Below are 18,161 nucleotides of genomic sequence, written 5' to 3' on the forward strand. Positions count from 1 at the left end.
TTAAAGCAAGCCCTTTGTTAACAATGATTCGTTCTTAAGTGGATACATTGATAATATGAGGGAATTTCGGATTTGAAATACAAAAGTCTAGGGTTTAAACTCGCTATTAACATTATTAACCAACGATGTTTGTAAGAATATTTCTTTTGTTGAAAACTTTCGTTTGCAGTTCTTTTTTAATTTTCTATTTTGCGTCTCCCAAATAGGAAAACCTCTTATTTGGAATCCCCGAAGTTAACAGTGACTGTTTTGTAAATAGTCTCAGTATTTTTTTTCATTCAATTTTTGAATGATGTTTTCGTGACCCCCGAAGAGTAGATTTTTTTTAATATTGACATACTTGTTTTGTACTATGAAATGCGCGGAATACTATATTGAAAATCATAAAATAGAAGTCTATAATACTTCTTTCGGGAAAGAGCGTATTTTACTTAATGGCAATGAAATTTCTGAAAAGAAATCCGTTTTCGGAAAGCACCACCAATTCACGATAAAAAACAACGAATATACAATTCGTCCAAAATTAAGTATTACCGAACCGCAAGGAAGGTATTTTGAGGTATGTAAAAATGGTACCCCCTTAACCTTGGTGAACTTTACTACTCAAAATTCGAGGGGGCTTCTTTACCTTCTTGTTTTTATTGGTTTGGGAGTGGGTTACTTGCTAGGGATTTATTTGTTTGACATTTTGGGTCTTTAGTATTATCATAAGATTTTATTTCGAAAATTAAGTTTCAAATTATCTATCACAAAAAATAGTATACTCGTAAAAAAGGAGCGGATTCATTTGAATCCGCTCCTTTTTTACATTAGAAATTTTTGTTCAAATTTTTCAAGGTCTTAGAATGTCTGTATAGCGATCTTTGTATGAATAAAGCATAACGATATTAAATAGAAGTAATACTACAGCGCCCCAAATTGAACCAGGCTCTAAAAAGGCATGGAACAATAGGGCATTTATTGAAATGATCATTAAAATGATCATCATAAGCGCTCCGAACTTATTTATCAAAAGGGAAACACCGGCAAGTATTTCGACGATTGCCACTATATTAAGCGTGTTTGTGCTCATAAGTGCCGAAAAATAGTTCATTGCGGCTTCTGACATTTGGGCCGCTGGCATAAAATGAAAAAATTTATTGGCGCCCATTACGATAAGAAAAACACCAAAAACGATGCGAATTGCTAATGAAAATGAAGGATTCATGCTATTGAATTTTTAGTTGTTGTATGTTAAATTAATAAAAATAACAATGCATTGTGGTGAATTCTTCGTAAAATACTTATTTAATTTGTAGTCTAACTCCTTCACTGTGGCTGCTATATTCCGGAGCGTACATGCTTTGTATTGTTGTAATGCCATTGCTGAAATCTCCCGAATTATTCACTCGCAAATCATATTCGAAGACATATACCCCTTTCGTTAGATAATCGAAAAAAAAGTTCGTACTAGCGTCTTTGGTGCTTTCGTAATATCCCAACCCATCTTGCCTTTTGTATTGTGATAGTACATTTATAGGTTCGGTGCCGGCGGCACGCATGTCTTTCATATGTACAAATTCCATGGCACGGTCGACACGTAGTTCTATTCGTATGCGTACAAGGTCACCTACTTCCAGTGTCGTTTGTGAGGTTATTTCCCAGATTTCTTCACCTGTATCTGTATTCCTTTTCAAGAACAATTTCTTTTCCAATTGTAAAGGGGTTTCTTCAGACGTAATCTTATCCAAATCTTCAAAATATTGCCAGTATAGGGCACCCCATGCGATACCTTCACCTTTTTTATCAAGTTGTACCCAAGCCATTTCGTTGCTTATTTCGTTACCGTTCCATGTGGTTTTGAAATATCCGGTGCCGGCCTCCACTTTCACATTTTCTAATTTTGACGGGTCTATTTTTTTACCACCCACTTCGACATTTACGGCGTCGTTGACAGAAAGCCAATCGCCTCCTTGAAGTAAAAGCGCATAAACCGCATCGGAGCTAGCTTTGGTAGTTTTCCATTGGTTGGTCTTTTTTTGCTGCAATAACCAAATTTTGAGGTTGTCTATGCTGGATGAGTCGTCGGTGAGTTCTGAAAACACTTCAATCATCAAGGCTTGGGTTTCAACAGGTGCTTGATACCAAAACCAAGAGTTTGTATTTTCTTTCCAATACATGCCCAACTCTTCCGAGTTTATACTATTTTCCTTGAGCGACCGAACTATTTTCTTGGAAGTGTTGTTGTCTCCCATACGATTCAAGCTTAAGGCTAACAGTCCTTTGGTATAAAGATTTTTCTTAGGCCAATATTTTTGTGCCTGACTTTTGTAATAGGCGATTGCGTTTACTACGTCGCTTGATTTGGGAATATCCTTGAAAAAACTGCGCATATACAAATAGTGCGTCTGTGTATGGCTTAAATGGTCATCATTTATGTTTGAGGTTCGTTTTTTCATTCGATTGTATTCCTCAACAAATTCTTTGTCTAGAAATTGCAGAGCCCGCTCAATCATTTGTTCAGTCTGATCATTTGCATCTGTCACATTCAATTGTTTCAAGTGCCCCAATCCGGTAATAATGTGTTGGGTTATGAATCGATTTTCCCGTCCGCCATTAAACCAGGCCCAGGCTCCCGATGACATTTGATTTTCTTTAAGCTTATTCAAGGCATTTCGTTGTTCGTTTCTCATTTTATTGAGATCGAATAACAGGGCGATGCGTTTCTTTTGTTCCGTTTCAGATTGGGCATCGCGCAACCATGGGGTCTCTTCAATTAGCATTGATTTTAGTTCCTGATTTTTTTCGAGACCGCTCAATAAAGCCTTTGAATTTGACCACTGATCAAAAACTTCGCGAATTCTCGGATTACTGTTGGCTATATGACTAGCTAGGGTATTGGCATAGTATCTCGAGAAAATTTGTTCGTTGCAGTCGTATGGATATTCCATTAAATAGGGCAGGGCCTGTACCGCATACCAAGCCGGGTTGGAGGTTAGTTCCAACGTTAGCTTATGGTTGCTAAGTGTAGTCGAAGTATTGTCTAGCAACTTTTCAAGTATAAAAGTTTTGGTTTGGTTACTACGCACCCACATGGGTAAGGTTTCAGTGACCAACATTCGATTTGTCAATACAGGTAGTATACTTTGTTCCCCATCACTAAAGCTTCCTGCTTTTGCCGTAATCGTATATTGAACACCTTGAAGACCTTCGGGAATTTTTAACCGCCAAGATACTTGCGTATTGCCAAGAGAATCGACCGAGAAAGATTTTCTTGCCATTTCTTCCGAAGAAAAAGGAACAATCAATTTTTCGGTTACGTCATTACCTGTAACAACATCAGTTAATTTTAGGCTTGACGCTCCTGAAAGTACATTCTTCGTAAGGTTCGCGATTTTGGTGCTAATCACAATTTCATCGCCCTCCCGAAGAAAGCGAGGTATGTTGGGAATGACCATTAATTCTTTTTGGGTAACGGTCTCTAAAGTCGTCAAGGCATATTGCAAAGTCTTGGTATGGGCTAGCAGCTGTAGTTTCCATCGGGTCAAGGCTTCAGGTGTTGTAAAACTAAAGGAAACATTTCCTTCAGGATCAGTATGCAATTGCGGAAAGAAAAAGGCGGTTTCCTGGAGGTTTTTACGAATCTGGACTTTTTGATCGGTAGCCGCGTTTTTGTCGTTTTCCATCTCTTTATCAAAAGGCCCTTCTTCTTTCTTTTCGCTTACATCATAATCTGTAGTTACAACTTCGTCTAAACTTTCTGACTCGGGAGCCATCATACCCATAGCGGCAGACGGAGCACCTTTTCGCATGGCCATATTACTATATAGGCGTTGTCGGCCATAGCCAAAATGAAACCCGAACCAATTAAAACTATCAAAGCTTTGAAGTTCATAGTTATATGCAGTTTTATAATTGGAATATGTTAAAAAGGAACTGGTTCCATAACTTTGATTCGCATTGCTATAAATAGACGAATAATAATTCGAGCGATAGTTGGGGTCAAAACTCCAATTATGCCCACGGAAGGCGTCCAGTGAGGCATCGTACATACTCGCCAATACCTCGGAAGTTACTTGCTCGCCCTTGGGCCCTTTTATTTTAAAGGTCCATGTTTCATCCGTACCCGGCAGTAATTTGTCACGAAAAGTAATGGACTCTATTTTTAGATCGGTTGGTGGATAGGGGACTAAAACGGGTACTGTGCCCGATTCAAAAGAATTGAAGGCAGAAAAGCTGTAGTTAATAGCGAATCCACCTAAATCATCGGTGTTTACCGGTATATCAAAAGTTTTGGAGTCCCCGTTCAGAAGAACGGTTCGAGTGTCAACAATTTTTTGGTTTTTTTCTACAAATACCGACACGGTAAGATTTTCGGCACTACTCGATAATGTAACTTCTACCTTATCTCCAATATTGTACGTCTGCTTGTCCGTTTTTATTTGGAAGAGTTGGTGATCTGCCAATTTTTTGTCTTTATTACTGAATAGTCTTGTGTGGGCTACATCTTTTACTTTTTGACCGAACTTATCCTCGGTTTCCAGTTCGATTACATAATTTCCAGAGGGCCATTTTTTGGTGTTGTTCAGGATGACCTCTTGCGATTGTTTTGTGTCAAATTTAGTTTCCCAAACCAATTTTCCCTTTTCCCAAGTTGTGGGGTCATGTTCGTTTTCAAATGCATCGTGGGGATAGCGCTTTTCAAATTCCGCTCTTGAAAAACCTTTGTAATCTGGGGCTGGCCAAGGCCTACTTCGGAGTACTTCTTCGGGACCTTTTAATTTATACATTTTTAGTGTTCCCTTGGTAGCAACAAACTGCCCATTAAGATTGTTGGTTGAAATCGTAATCTTAATGTCACTTTTGTCCTTGTCCAGAGTGTTGGCAACTCCGATATTGGCGGTCAAGACATGGTAGCCCGCCCTAACTGTTGTAGTCGCACTATGTGTTTCTCCATTAATGTCGGTTACGTCGGCGGTGATTTCATAGTTAAAAGTAGGCTGGGTTTCCCGGTCTAGGCTTGTATCAGGTATTGCTTTGAATTTAATGCTGTAGTTTCCTGAAGCATCGGTAACGGTTTCGCCATGGGCAATTTCTTGGGGCGTACCGTTATGATGTGGTCGCCCCCAATAGTACCATCTCGGAAAGTTTGTCACGCGTCTTACCCTATAGCTTACCTTGGCGTCGGTGATATTGCTTCCGGCGTAGGCAATAGCCTTTCCGTTTAATGAAATACTGTCATTGACTTTATATGTTTCGGTCACCGGTTCAAAAGAAGTTTCAAATTTCGGTCGCTTGTATTCTTCTACCGAGAAGTTTGCATTTCCATGGAGATTGACCATTTTTGAGGTTACTTCCATTGAAAAATTTCCTGTGAGTCCGGCAGACGGAAGTAAAAATTCCCCGTTGAAAGACCCAAATTCATTGGTGATGAATTCTTGCTTATCCACCTCTTGACGGTTTACGTCATATAAAGTAACCGCAACCGTTGTGTTTGTGAGTACAGAAGAGGTATTCTTATCTTTTTTTATCGCAATACCTTTAAAATATAATGGTTGCCCAGGTCTGTAGATGCTTCGATCTGTAAACAAAAAGGATGTGTAAATAGTACTCGGCGTATTATTGTCGTGTTTTTGATTGACGTAATAATCTCCGAAATAGGCTTTGTCTGAGCGATGTGTAATCTCTGTCTTTACATTGGTCCAATAATCGTTATCCAATAAGATTTCTACCATTCCCATTTCGTTCGTAGTAAAGGTATTGGTCAAATCGGGACCATTGTAGTTCTTTCGGTAATTGAATTTCACTTTCGCTCCATGAACGGGGCTTCCGTTAATTCTGTTGATTACCTGAAATTTGTGATGGACGGGTGTTCGTGTTTCTATAAGCGCCAAATCGGTCACTTGTATCGGGCTATAGGCAAAGGCAGAATCCCCATCCTCTTCAGGAATCGCTAAAATCACATATTGGCCGTTGGGTAAAGAGGGAATGGAAACTTCGGTTTTGTGCGACTGATAATCTTTTTCATTTTTTAAATCGGTACGCCATTCCTTAATTGTATTTAATTTTTTAATGTAGGCTAATTTTTCAGGCTCTGGGTAGAGCGTGTTCAAATGTTGTAACTCATTTTGCGATATGGCATAGGCTGTAAGTTGCAGACCATTATGATTCTTGTAATCTACTAATAATCGAGATGGCGTATTTACCGGTACGTGCTGCTCAGTAGTAAGTTCAAGGCTTTTTTTGAAAATATCGAACTTCAGGGCGCTGCATTTCTTGGCACCCCTACTTTCAGGGAATTTGGCAATAATTTCTTCGCAAAGTTCCAGTGCTTCTTTCTGTTTCCACTGGTGCTCGTCGTTAACATTCGGTGTATAGCTATTCCCCCATTGACGATACAAGGCGGCTATTTCATAATTATAAAGTGCAGAGACTTCACTGTGTGATAGACTTTGTGCCGATTGCTGCAATACTTCTAGATAAAGTTGGTCTTTGTTTTCGAATACGGCATTTTCATGAATATATTTTAACCTTTCGATATCAACCTCGACAAGAGCATACATTTGTGCATCAGGATAATGGAATTGTAACAGCTGCTGGTAGATGAGCAAGGCTTTTACTTGAAGTGAGGTACTATCTACAGTTGAAATTTTCAGTTGTGTAAATTCATACGCCCCGCACAATATTTCTCGCGCATCGATTTCAAACTTATCAGCAGGTCGGGTAATATTGTTTTCGCTTGTCTTATAAAATTGGAGTGCTGTATGGGCCAAAATGTCAAATAGGGTGGGGCGGTAGGTTTCAGAACTTGGTTGCGCGTTTAAAATATCTTGAAAACTGGAAGTATCTAATTCTTGAAGAGCCTTAGGGTTTGCCAGAGATTTATCGAAAAGGCTACTGATTTCCTCGAACAAAGTGGTAAGGTCCCATGTTCTGAAATCTGTATTGTTTGCCTTTGTCGTAGTTTTCGTTCTATCGTAAAATTTATAGCGATTTTGTTGATAATACTGCCAGTACATATTGGCCAAATAACTTTCTAAAATGTTTTTGGTGGGGAATTCTGCCTTTTCCACTTCCGTTTTGAAATCGCCAATGATTTTCAGTTGACTATCCTCTTCCAAGGTCATGGCATATTTTGAGGAATACAAAAGGGCCTTGATGAGCTGTGCCGAATTATTTTCTTTTTTGGCCTTCTCTGAAATTGATTGCACGAGTGTCAGTGCAGACTTCGTCAGGGCCTGGTCTTCGAGCTTTTGTACCTTTTTCCAAAGGTTCTCATATGATTCACTATTTTGTTGTGATTGTGTCATTTGTGAAAACAAAATTATGGTGAACAGTGTTGCTATGTATTTCATTATCAAGGATATTTAAGCCGTGGTAACCGTCCTTTTCGGATAAACGGGGTATAACGTAAAATTACGGAACAAATATGGTGCCGATTGTTTTATTGCCCAATATTAAACGAGGGAAGAGGTGCTTTGGGTTAGGGAAGAGTTTTATTTGAGTTAGGCAAAGCGAATTGCTAAACGCTTTTCAATAAACCACCATCGATCGGTATATTGGTACCTGTGATATAGGCCGCTTTGTCAGAGGCTAAGAATGTTACAAGATATCCATATTCTTTTGGATCGCCAATGCGGCCTACGGGCACCCTTGCTTCCATTTCCGTTAGTACTTCGTGTGGCTCTATCCCCATTTTTTCCGCTTTCTTTTCGTTGAGTTGTGCAATGCGATCTGTATCGAAATAACCGGTCAAAACGCTATTTACGGTAATTCCGTATGGACCGACGTCAGATGCCAATGTTTTTGCCCAAGTCGTTACGGCCGCGCGAATACTGTTTGATAAGGCCAAGTACGATAGGGGTTCTTTGACCGATATCGAAGCTACATTGATGATACGGCCCCATCCGCTTGCTTGCATGTGTTTGAGGGCTAATGCGCTAGTGAAGACAACGGTCTTGAAGAGCAAATCAAACGCATTTTGATAATCGTTTACATTTTTTTCCAATGCTCCGCCCCCTGATGGTCCTTGGGTGTTATTGATTAGAATATCGACTGTATTGTTTTCGAAATAGGCTGAAATCTTCTTTTTATATCCTTCGAAATCACTGAAATCAACCACAAGATATTGATGTCTTTGTCCGTCGGCTGAAGGTAATTTCGATAGAATGGCTTTTAATTTATCTTCATTTCTTGCCATTAAGGTTACACTGGCGCCGCTTGCGGCCAATTGTTCCGCTATGGCTTTTCCGATACCACTGCTGCTTCCGCCAATAAGCGCTTTCTTATTTTTTAAAGATATTTTCATAGCTATGGATGTTGGCTCTGCAAGATAAAAATAATCCGACCATTAAAGAAGCAGTTTGTGATCACCTTTTCAATCTGTATCTTTGGGCCATAATTTTTTTCCATGCAAATTCATTTTATTGCCATTGGGGGAAGTGCAATGCACAACTTGGCCCTCGCACTTCATCACAAAGGGTATACTATTACGGGTAGTGATGATGTAATATTTGAACCTTCAAGGTCAAGGTTGGACGATAAAGGGTTACTACCCGAGACATTTGGTTGGTTTCCTGAAAAAATACACGCTGGTCTAGATGCTGTTATTTTGGGGATGCACGCAAAGGCGGATAACCCGGAATTGTTAAAAGCAAAGGAATTGGGGTTGACTATTTACTCGTATCCCGAGTTTCTCTATGAGCAGTCGAAGAATAAAACAAGGGTCGTCATAGGGGGTAGTCATGGTAAAACGACCATAACCTCGATGATTCTTCATGTGTTGAATTATCACAATAAACCGGTAGACTATATGGTCGGTGCCCAATTAGATGGGTTTGACCGTATGGTTCATTTAACCGAAGAAAATGATTTTATTGTTTTGGAGGGTGATGAGTACCTGTCTTCGCCAATCGATAGACGCCCGAAATTTCATTTGTACAAACCCAATATCGCACTTTTGAGCGGAATTGCTTGGGATCATATTAACGTTTTTCCCACTTTTGAGAATTACGTAGAACAGTTTCAAATTTTTGTGGATAGCATTGTAAAAGGAGGAAGCATTACCTATAACGAAGAAGACCCAGAAGTGAAAAAGATCGTGGAAGCTTCGGGGAATGCCATTAGAAAATTACCCTATCGAACTCCTGCTTATTCTGTTGAGAATGGTCAAACACTTCTAGAAACGCCAGAGGGTCCTATGCCAATTGAGGTGTTCGGAAAGCATAACTTGAGTAACCTTGCCGGGGCAAAATGGATCTGTCAAAATATGGGTGTCGATGAAGATGATTTCTATGAGGCCATTGCCACTTTTACAGGGGCATCAAAAAGGTTGGAGAAGATTGCCGAAAATAAAACTTCCGTAGCCTATAAAGATTTTGCCCATTCACCAAGTAAAGTTGCAGCCACGACCAATGCGGTCAAAGAACAATACCCTGATCGTAAATTGATTGCATGTCTCGAGCTTCACACCTATAGCAGTTTCAATGCTGAATTTTTAAAGGAATATAAAGGGGCTTTGAATGCAGCAGACCAAGCCGTCGTTTTCTATTTACCGGAATCGGTTAAAATCAAAAAATTAAAGGAAGTAACTCCCAAGCAGATTTCAGACGCTTTTGAGCGCGACGATTTGCAAATTTTTACCGATGCTGCCTCATTTCAAAAGTTTCTTTTTGATCAAAAATTTGATAATAGCATACTGCTGCTGATGAGTTCGGGCAATTATGGCGGCTTGAACTTGAACGAATTCACCAAGCATTTTACGCGATAGCATTTTCTTAAGTAGGTGCGACAAAAATAGTTTTTGGAGGGTTTCTGGCTTTACCGTCGCTCGTTTTATTTGATGGGCATTTTCGACCATTCGATTTTTGACCAAGGTTGATATGAGACCTTAAATAATTTTTGAAAACAAGTTAACCGGTTAGGCCGGCATTCCCAACTTAACGACAATTGGCTATATTTACTTTATGCAAGAAAAACCAACATCTTTTTCCATAAAACACTGGTCCGATGATGACAAGCCCAGGGAAAAGTTGGTGAATAAAGGTAAGTCGGTATTGTCTGATGCTGAACTTATTGCTATTCTTATTGGTTCGGGAAGCAGAAACGAAAGTGCAGTAGAACTCTCAAAACGTATATTGGCGTCGGTCAATAATAATTTAAATGAGTTGGGTAAGCTTTCCATAAAACAATTGATGCAGTTCAAGGGAATAGGAGAGGCAAAAGCGGTCACAATTGCTGCGGCTCTGGAAGTAGGAAGGCGAAGAAGAGGGGAAGATGCAGTGAAAATCACAAAAATAAGTAGCAGTCGCGACGCTTTTGAACTATTGCATTCGGCCATGGGAGAGTTGCCCCATGAAGAATTCTGGATAGTCTACTTAAATAATGCGAATAGCGTGTTACAGCTATCCCAACTAAGCAAGGGCGGTTTAACAGGTACACTGGTCGATATACGTATCGTGATGAAGCAAGCTTTAGAACTTGGTGCCGTCGCCTTAATTTTGGCACATAATCATCCGTCGGGTACCTTAAAACCAAGTGCAGCCGATAAACAGATTACCCAAAAGTTGAAATTGGGTGCTGAAGCTTTAGATATAAAAGTTCTTGATCATTTGATTATTACCCAAAAGGATTATTTTAGTTTTGCTGATGAAGGAGTACTCTGATCATCGGCAATTGGTGGTGACCTATAAATAGTTTGAATTTTTGGAAAATTTAGCGCTCTGAAACTTTTTTGAATTAGAATTTAATCTTTGAACTTTCGACAGTTATGTTGCTTATCTATACCCATAAAATAACGCCTCGATTTACCTATATCATGAGGCAACTGTTTACGCGGATTTTGGGCATAGAAGTATCATATTGCACCAAGGTAGAAGATTTTATAAAGCATACAGGTCCGAAGATAACCTATACCAAACAGCCTCTACAGAACGAGTTTTTTATACGAAGCAATGATTTGCTGTTCGAACAGGGCATCAATGATTTTAATATCGTTATGGGAGATTGGGAGGGTGTTCCTTGTTTCTTTTCGGCAGGGGAACGGAGTAATGTTCCTTTCGATATTTTTGCGGCCAGTTTTTTTCTGCTCAGCCGATACGAAGAATATTTGCCCCATGTAAAAGATGTTCACGGCCGATTTCCTCCCAAAGAAAGTCTGGCGTACCAAAATGAATTTCTACAAAAGCCCGTAGTTGACATGTGGGCGCTTAAATTGTTGGAGAAGTTGATTGAGCGTTTTCCTGATATTGAATACACTGGCAAAACCTATAAATATACTTCAATTATTGATGTTACTACATCACACTGTTTTGCATATAGGGGCCTTGGTCGTAGTTTGGCCGGGTTATTTCTTGATTTGTCGAACCTTAGGTTGAAAAGGGTTGCGCAACGTATAGGGGTTTGGTTCAATGTAGGTAAAGATCCCTATAACAATTTTGATTACCTCGTGGAAACGCATAAGAAATACGGTGTGAAGAGCATTTTCTTTTTTCAATTTGCTTCTTACTCAACTTATGACAAGAACGTATCTCCCAATAATAACAACTTTCGTTTTTTGATAAAGTATATTGCCGATTATAGTTTAGTGGCCTTGTCAGCTTCCTATAGTTCCTTTAGCGATGTTGAACTATTAAAAAAAGAGAAGAAAAGTTTAGAAGCCGTTATCAACCGTACTGTTAATTACGCAAGACAACGCTATAATCGAGTAGACGTTCCTGAAACCTACCGAAATTTGGTCGAGGCTGAGTTTACTGACGATTACACCATGGGGTACACGCATGAAGTCGGTTTTAGGGCAGGTACCTGCAGCCCTTTTTATTTTTATGATATAACGATGGAGATTCAACAGCCCATAAGGGTTCATCCGTTCGCCGTACACGATTACGCATTTATAAACACAAAGGACAAAGAGGTCATTTTAGAACAAGTCGATGCGTTGTATCGTCAAATAAGAGAGGTAAATGGCAATTTTGTATTCATTTTTTCAAATGAATTATTGGGTGGTAATGCCAAATTAGATTGGAAAGGGCTATATCAAACAATAATCACGAAGTACCATGTATAAAGAAGTAGTAACCGATATTTTTTTTGACTTAGATCATACGCTCTGGGATTTTGATAAAAATTCAGCACTTACCTTTGGGAAAATTTTCAAAGACAACGGAATTGATGTTGATTTGTCCGATTTCTTACGGGTATACGTCCCTAAAAATTTAGCTTATTGGAAATTATATCGGGAAGAAAAGATTACGAAGGAGGCCCTTCGCTACGAACGCCTTAAAACCGTTTTCGATGAGTTGGCCTATGTTGTCCCCGATGATACGATTCATGTCTTGTCGGAAGATTATATTGTCAACCTGTCGTCTTTTGATCATTTGCTGCCTTACACCATTGAGGTATTAGACTATTTAAGTCCCAATTATAAACTTCATATTATAACCAACGGTTTTAAAGAAATTCAAGAGAAAAAACTAAGGGGTTCGAAAATACATGGATATTTTGACCAAGTTGTCGATTCCGAAATGGCCGGGGTAAAGAAGCCGAACCCGCTTATTTTTGAAATTGCTTTGCGAGGGGCCAATGTGCGACCTCAAAATGCGCTAATGATAGGTGATAATTTAGAGGCCGATATATTAGGGGCGAAGGCTGTTGGTTTTCATGCAATACATTTTAACGCACATAATGAACCAGTGCACGAAATTTGCCAAATGATTCACGATTTACGTGAAATAAAAACCTATTTATAGAGTTATATAAACGTAACGCCTTTTTCGATTCGGAATCGGTGTATATCGCGCATTATTTAAAATGAAAAGTTTCAGAACCTATTTAATCACAAGTTTGGTACTGGTCTTCCTGCTGAATTCTTGCATGGAAGAACAGAACTTTGATCAATACGAAGATCTTAGGTTGCGCCCTACCTATGAAGCTAGTATTCTCTATATCGAAGCCTCTGAAAGAGCTATTGATGCAGCCTCTTCTGCTACTTTTTTTTCAAGAGACTTTAATTTTGACGCTTTTTCAGAAAGTGTTTTTTCAGAAAGGGTCCGAAGTGGTATTATTACCTATGAAGTGGAGAATACGACCAATCAAGAATTTGATGAGATTCTCGTAGAGTTTTTAGATGAAGCCGGGAACGTTCTGTACACTGAAAGCTTTTACGTACCACCTGCCCCGACTGCAGTTTTGCAGCGAGAGATAACTTTTGGTCCTGGTGGTGAAAATATAGATATTATACGAAATACTTCAAGCTTTAGGGTAAGCGCCACGATTGGTGCAGATTCCAGCACTTCTACTTTGTCGGATCCCAAAATCACCTTAAAATCAAGTGGTAAATTCACCGTTGCCTTAAAATGAGATTTCAAAAGACTTTTTTAGCGACCATTTTGTTGGTATGCGGCTATATGCATGGCCAAAATAAACAGCTCTTATATGATTTTGGTGAAGTTCCGCAATCTTTGATGGTCAACCCCGGTACGAAAGTAGATTTTAAGTGGTATGCTGGTATTCCAATGCTTTCAGGCATTTCACTTCAAGTAGGCTCCAGCGGAATTTCGGCGAATGATATTTTTGCGGATGACGGTCTTGATATCAATGACAAGGTTAGGGACCGGGCAATCGGTGGTATGAAAATCGAGGATGAACTTAGTGGAACCTATCAACTTGAATTATTAAGCGGTGGATTTCAAGGTAGAAATCCCAACAACTTTTATTCTTTTGGTATTTATAACGAAGGCGATGCGATTGGGTATTGGTTCAAAGATTACGCTATTCTGGCTTTTGAAGGTAATGCCGATTATTTAGATAAAAGGTTTGACCTTAGCCATTTGAAGACTCGGGGAGAAATGATGAATGTTTTTCATTTTGGGGTGAATAAGCGTATGGGTAATGGCTTGGTTTTAGGTTTGAGAGGTAAGCTTTATTCCAGTATCTTGGACTTCAATTCTACGGGTAACAGAGGGTATTTTGTGACTACAGAAGGTCAGAATAACCTATTGGCAAGTACATTGAATGCAGATATGCAGCTTAGAACTTCTGGGCTGAGTGCATTGGATGAGGCCAAAGATGACGGAAATTTAGCATCAACGATTATTAAACGAGGTTTCTTTGGTGGTAATTTGGGTGTCGGTGTGGATTTAGGTTTTTCCTATAATATAAATGAGCAACTTGTAGTTACGGGTAGCTTGTTGGATCTCGGATTTATTTACCATGCAAACGACGTAAAGAGTTATTCCTTAAATGGAAATGCTACAATCGAAGGAATCGAAATTATTTTACCAAGTGCATTATCAGATTCCAATAGGGATTTTTGGCAAGATTTTGTAGATGAAGTGGATGCCTTGGTGCCCTTTGAAGATGATTCGGAAAGTTACGTTGCTTTTAGGCCGACCAAATTATATGCCTCGTTACGGTATAATTTTGGTAAACCTGTTCGGTCTAGACAAGACTGTGATTGTAATTATTCAGTGTCTTCTAATAAGGGCAGCTTAAAGTACGCAAATGGGGTGGGTGGTCAAATTTATATGATAAATAGACCCAGAGGTCCGCAAACTGCACTTACTGCTTTTTATCATCGTCGATTTGGTGATGTTATGGCTGTAAAAGCTACGTACACAGTAGATAAGTTCTCTCTTACAAATGTAGGTTTGGGTGTAAGCATGCAGGCTGGCCCGGTAAATCTATATCTTATGGCCGATAATCTTTTGGCTTATCAAAATTTGGCAGCTAGCCAGTATACTTCTTTTCAGTTAGGATTAAATATCATATCTTGGGGAAAGAATTGATATTTTGAATGCATCACTGATACCTTCATTTCAATTTTATAAAGAAGGGCATGCTTTTTGAATACTTCAATAGGAAGTATTTGACGGGGATGTTTTTTGTTGATGCATTGCATCTTTCCAAAAATCTTCTTGATTCAATGTTCAGTTTTTAATGTACTATTTTGGTTTATTATAATCCATCTAATTAAATGTACCCCTATATGAAAAATATGTTTTTTGCAATTCTCTTTATTGGAGGTTTTGTAGCTACTGTCAATGCCCAATTAAATGATTACAAATATATAATTGTCCCCAAAAAATTCAATGAATTTAAAAAGGAAAACCAATACCAGACCAGTACACTGGTGAAGTATTTATTTGAGAAAAAAGGTTTTACTGCATTATATGGTGATGAGTTGCCCGATGAGTTGAACAATAACAGATGTTTGGGGCTATGGGTCGATTTAATCGACGGTTCTTCCATGTTCACGACAAAAACTAAATTGATTCTTAAAGACTGTGCGGAGAAAGAAGTCTTTAGTACCAAAGAAGGTAAAAGCAAGAGTAAAGAGTTTAAGACCGCTTATAGCGAGGCTATTCGCGATGCTTTTAATTCGTTCAATACCGTGAACTATGCTTACAACGGCAATTCGCAAAAGTCTGCTCCAATAACCGTGAGTTTTAAGAACGATGTCAAGAAAATAGAAGAAAAGAAAGAAGTGGTTGCTCCAAAAAACACCGAAAGTGTGGCGGTTATTAAACAAGAGGCTTCAACAGCGCGACAAACCTACAAAAGTGTGGAGCCCGTGCAATCTGATATTAAGAAAGTAGAAGTTATTACCGGAACACTATATGCTCAAGAGTTACCCGATGGCAATGGGTATCAATTGGTGGATAGTACGCCCAAAATTTTAATGAAGGTTTATAAGACATCAATGCCAGACTATTATTTGGGAAAGAGGGACGGTACTGACGGAGTGCTGCTCAAAAAAGATGGAAAATGGTTTTTTGAATATTATGAGGGTGGTGTTTTGAAAGCGGATGAGCTCGACATTAAGTTTTAATTCCAAAACTCATATTTACCCTGTTTTTAGATGGGGTCAGCGTATGGCAGAAATAACAAATCTCGAGAAGGTTTACCCAAATTTCATCGAAGTCGTACATTGCTGATAATGAAAAGTTTTATATCAGTTTTTTATTGATACTTATCTTTCCATCGTTTTTTGAGAAAGTCTTGTATTGCGTTTTCACGCTGATTGTTACCCGGCTTGTAGAAAGAAGTACCAGTCAATTCTTCCGGTAAAAATTCGGCATTCACAAAATTATTTTCAAAGTCATGGGCGTATTTGTAATCTGCGCCATACCCTAAGTCTTTCATTAACTTTGTCGGAGCGTTGCGCAAGGGCATAGGAACCGAAAGGTCTCCCGTTTGTTTTACGGCCTGTTGGGCTTTGCCTATCGCCATATAGCTGGCATTGCTTTTTGCTGAAGTGGCCAGGTAAATGGCGCATTGACTTAGAATGATACGTGCTTCAGGGTAACCAATGGTGGTGACGGCCTGAAAGGCATTGTTGGCAATAACAAGGGCCGTTGGGTTGGCTAGGCCAATATCCTCCGAGGCAGAGATAAGCAATCGTCGGGCAATAAATTTTACATCTTCCCCCCCTTCGATCATACGCGCCAGCCAATAAACGGCTCCATTTGGGTCACTTCCCCGAATCGATTTGATAAAGGCGGAAATAATATCATAGTGCTGTTCGCCGGTTTTGTCGTAAAGAACGGTGTTCCTTTGTACCTTCCCCATGACCATTTCATCGGTAATAACTATCGTATCCGAGGCTTCCGATGTAATAACCAATTCGAAAATATTAAGAAGTTTTCTGCCATCTCCCCCAGAAAGTCGTAGCAAAGCCTCTGTTTCTTTTAAATTTATCTTTTTAGATTTCAGAAAAGTGTCCTTCTCCATTGCACGATGAAGTAGGTCTTCGAGGTCTTTTTTTCCGAAGGGGTTAAGCACATAAACCTGACATCGCGACAATAATGCGGGAATTACCTCAAAACTTGGGTTTTCTGTGGTAGCGCCAATCAAGGTTACCCACCCCTTTTCGACAGCTGCCAGCAACGAATCTTGTTGTGATTTGCTAAACCGATGAATTTCATCAATGAATAAAATCGGATTTTTAGAGGTGAAAAGTCCTCCACTTTGTTTAGCCTTTTCAATGACTTCACGAATGTCTTTCACCCCGCTATTGATAGCGCTCAAAGCATAAAATGGGCGACCGCTCTCGTGGGCGATAATATTGGCGAGGGTCGTTTTTCCCGTTCCCGGTGGTCCCCAAAATATAAGGGACGGCAGAAGGCCTTTTTTAATCTGTTGCGTCAATGAACCATTTTCCCCAACCAGATGGAGTTGGCTAATGTAATCGTCTAAAGTTTTTGGGCGTACCCTTTCAGCTAGCGGTTCGTTCATGCGATAAAATTAAGATAAAATAACAGATGACGATTTGTCGTTATTATATTTATGGAGAGGTTCTTGGTTTTTGAACCTTGAGTTTAGCAATTGGGCTAATCAATTGCAATTTTTTACAATCTCAATAAGAGAATAAAGCAAAAGAAAAAAGGGTTGTCTTAGCGGGCTATTTCACAATAGGTGTATTTTTAATTATTATGTCTGAACATCAGTATTTCAAATTTACTAATTCGGTGGTTTTGGCACCTATGATTGCTGTACTTATGATTTGGACGGTGTTTTGGCTCGAACTACGTTTTCAGGTCAATCTGAACCAATTTGGTGTTATCCCCAGAAATTTCGTTGGGTTACGCGGCATAATTTTTAGCCCTTTTATTCATGGCTCTGTAGAGCACCTTTATAACAATACGATTCCCTTGGCGATATTATTAGCTGCTTTGTTTTATTTCTATAGGAAGATTGCTTTTCGGGTTTTATTTTGGGGGATATTGCTTTCAGGACTCTTTACATGGGCAATCGGCAGGCCTTCATATCATATTGGGGCGAGTGGGGTAATTTATGTTTTAGTAAGTTTCACGTTTTTTAAGGGCATTTTTAGTAAGTACTACCGCTTAGTTGCACTTTCATTAATCGTCGTTTTTATCTATGGAAGTTTACTATGGTATATTTTTCCGATCAAGGATGATATCTCTTGGGAAGGCCATTTGGCCGGATTTGTAACCGGATTGCTTTTGGCCATATTGATTAAAGCCAAGCTGCCCTCCACCAAAAAATATGACTGGGAATCAGAGGACTATAATGAAGAGGAAGACGAGTTTCTACAGCAATTTGACAAAGATGGAAATTTTATAGAACGAAAAACGGATGAAGTTGAACTTGATGACGCATCTGTAAAAATCACCTATCACTACAAGAGCAATGGTGATGATGTCAATTCGTAAGTTTTTACT

13 protein-coding genes are annotated in these 18,161 nt (G+C 39.2%); 9 read left to right on the plus strand and 4 right to left on the minus strand.

The genetic code is table 11. The annotated features are described in order from the left end of the window. Positions 1 to 352: 352 nt before the first annotated feature. Positions 353 to 700, plus strand: a complete 348-nt coding sequence (locus BLS33_RS19980) for a hypothetical protein (protein ID WP_089893983.1) — start codon at positions 353 to 355, stop codon at positions 698 to 700. Between the two features lie 132 nt (positions 701 to 832). Here BLS33_RS19980 and BLS33_RS19985 read toward each other — a convergent pair whose 3' ends face one another. The 3 genes from BLS33_RS19985 to BLS33_RS19995 all read right to left on the minus strand — a co-directional run bounded on the left by BLS33_RS19985 (position 833) and on the right by BLS33_RS19995 (position 8,287). Continuing rightward, positions 833 to 1,207, minus strand: a complete 375-nt coding sequence (locus tag BLS33_RS19985; RefSeq protein WP_089893985.1) for a DoxX family membrane protein — start codon at positions 1,205 to 1,207, stop codon at positions 833 to 835. 76 nt (positions 1,208 to 1,283) lie between these two features. Continuing rightward, entirely contained in the window at positions 1,284 to 7,334 is a 6,051-nt protein-coding gene (locus BLS33_RS19990) for an alpha-2-macroglobulin family protein (RefSeq protein ID WP_176801469.1), read from the minus strand. 167 nt (positions 7,335 to 7,501) lie between these two features. Continuing rightward, the gene (locus tag BLS33_RS19995) at positions 7,502 to 8,287 is read right to left on the minus strand and encodes an SDR family oxidoreductase (RefSeq protein WP_089893990.1); all 786 of its coding nucleotides are present in this window, start codon (positions 8,285 to 8,287) and stop codon (positions 7,502 to 7,504) included. Positions 8,288 to 8,389: 102 nt separating this feature from the next. On the opposite strand from BLS33_RS19995, the gene BLS33_RS20000 reads away from it, so the two are divergent. The 7 genes from BLS33_RS20000 to BLS33_RS20030 all read left to right on the plus strand — a co-directional run bounded on the left by BLS33_RS20000 (position 8,390) and on the right by BLS33_RS20030 (position 15,805). Then, on the plus strand, positions 8,390 to 9,748 hold the full coding sequence (locus BLS33_RS20000) for a UDP-N-acetylmuramate--L-alanine ligase (protein ID WP_089893992.1): 1,359 nt from the start codon (positions 8,390 to 8,392) through the stop codon (positions 9,746 to 9,748). A gap of 196 nt (positions 9,749 to 9,944) precedes the next feature. Continuing rightward, a complete protein-coding gene (gene radC / locus BLS33_RS20005; RefSeq protein ID WP_089893995.1) occupies positions 9,945 to 10,643 on the plus strand; it encodes a RadC family protein in 699 nt (232 codons plus the stop codon). A 104-nt stretch (positions 10,644 to 10,747) separates the two neighbouring features. Further along, a complete protein-coding gene (locus tag BLS33_RS20010) occupies positions 10,748 to 12,043 on the plus strand; it encodes a polysaccharide deacetylase family protein (RefSeq protein ID WP_089893998.1) in 1,296 nt (431 codons plus the stop codon). Continuing rightward, a complete protein-coding gene (locus BLS33_RS20015) occupies positions 12,036 to 12,725 on the plus strand; it encodes a YjjG family noncanonical pyrimidine nucleotidase (RefSeq protein ID WP_089894001.1) in 690 nt (229 codons plus the stop codon). The genes BLS33_RS20010 and BLS33_RS20015 overlap by 8 nt, the downstream gene beginning before the upstream one ends. A gap of 61 nt (positions 12,726 to 12,786) precedes the next feature. Further along, positions 12,787 to 13,335 carry a hypothetical protein gene (locus tag BLS33_RS20020; RefSeq protein WP_089894004.1) on the plus strand — a complete coding sequence of 183 codons (549 nt, stop codon included), beginning with the start codon at positions 12,787 to 12,789 and terminating at the stop codon, positions 13,333 to 13,335. Next, complete coding sequence (locus BLS33_RS20025; protein ID WP_089894007.1) at positions 13,332 to 14,762, plus strand: DUF5723 family protein; 1,431 nt, start codon at positions 13,332 to 13,334, stop codon at positions 14,760 to 14,762. The genes BLS33_RS20020 and BLS33_RS20025 overlap by 4 nt, the downstream gene beginning before the upstream one ends. 200 nt (positions 14,763 to 14,962) lie before the next feature. After that, positions 14,963 to 15,805 (plus strand): hypothetical protein, encoded by an 843-nt coding sequence (locus tag BLS33_RS20030; RefSeq protein ID WP_143017659.1) that lies wholly within the window; start codon positions 14,963 to 14,965, stop codon positions 15,803 to 15,805. A gap of 131 nt (positions 15,806 to 15,936) precedes the next feature. Here BLS33_RS20030 and BLS33_RS20035 read toward each other — a convergent pair whose 3' ends face one another. Continuing rightward, positions 15,937 to 17,211, minus strand: coding sequence for a replication-associated recombination protein A (locus BLS33_RS20035; RefSeq protein ID WP_089894013.1), 1,275 nt, complete (start codon positions 17,209 to 17,211; stop codon positions 15,937 to 15,939). Positions 17,212 to 17,408: 197 nt separating this feature from the next. On the opposite strand from BLS33_RS20035, the gene BLS33_RS20040 reads away from it, so the two are divergent. Beyond that, on the plus strand, positions 17,409 to 18,152 hold the full coding sequence (locus BLS33_RS20040; protein WP_089894016.1) for a rhomboid family intramembrane serine protease: 744 nt from the start codon (positions 17,409 to 17,411) through the stop codon (positions 18,150 to 18,152). Positions 18,153 to 18,161 lie beyond the last annotated feature (9 nt).

It is taken from the genome of Kriegella aquimaris, from assembly GCF_900103215.1.
Lineage (GTDB): Bacteria > Bacteroidota > Bacteroidia > Flavobacteriales > Flavobacteriaceae > Kriegella > Kriegella aquimaris.